Origin of the sequence: Paramesorhizobium salinisoli, assembly GCF_003335045.1 — a bacterium.
Classification (GTDB): domain Bacteria; phylum Pseudomonadota; class Alphaproteobacteria; order Rhizobiales; family Rhizobiaceae; genus Paramesorhizobium; species Paramesorhizobium salinisoli.
This window is the reverse complement of the sequence record NZ_QOZG01000130.1, coordinates 1-392: the sequence shown is the minus strand read 5'-3', so window position 1 is coordinate 392 and position 392 is coordinate 1. Positions and strand designations below refer to the sequence as shown.

Genomic DNA, 392 nt, shown 5'->3' with positions numbered 1-392 from the left:
CACGGGATCGGCATCACGGGGACGGATCCGATTCCGCTCTACGCGGCACAGACGCTGACGGCGACGAATGCGAACCCGAGCGACCAGATGAGCGATATCTACTGGTCGGCGGTTCCGTCGGATCCGCGCTACACCGTCGTCTTCAATCCGGACACCTCGCCGGTCGTCAACAACACGACCTCCGGCACGCAGGTGACCGTCTACGGGCCGAATTCGCCGGGCAACGTTACTATCAGCGTCTACGCGCGCTCGGATAATTCCAGCATCCCGATCGGTGAGAAGGACTTCGGCCTGACGGCCGCCGGCTCAGTGCCCGCCGGCAAGGTTCTTTCGGTGATTTCGCTGGACGGCGATCCCGTGACGGCGAACACGCCGCATCTGTTGCAGGCGAG

The 392-nt window shown here is 63.8% G+C and carries 1 protein-coding gene; it reads left to right on the top strand.

Annotated features, from left to right (window positions below; all coding sequences use genetic code 11):
- Positions 1–392: hypothetical protein (locus DUT91_RS26000; protein ID WP_160113732.1), on the top strand; the 392-nt coding region annotated here is incomplete at both ends.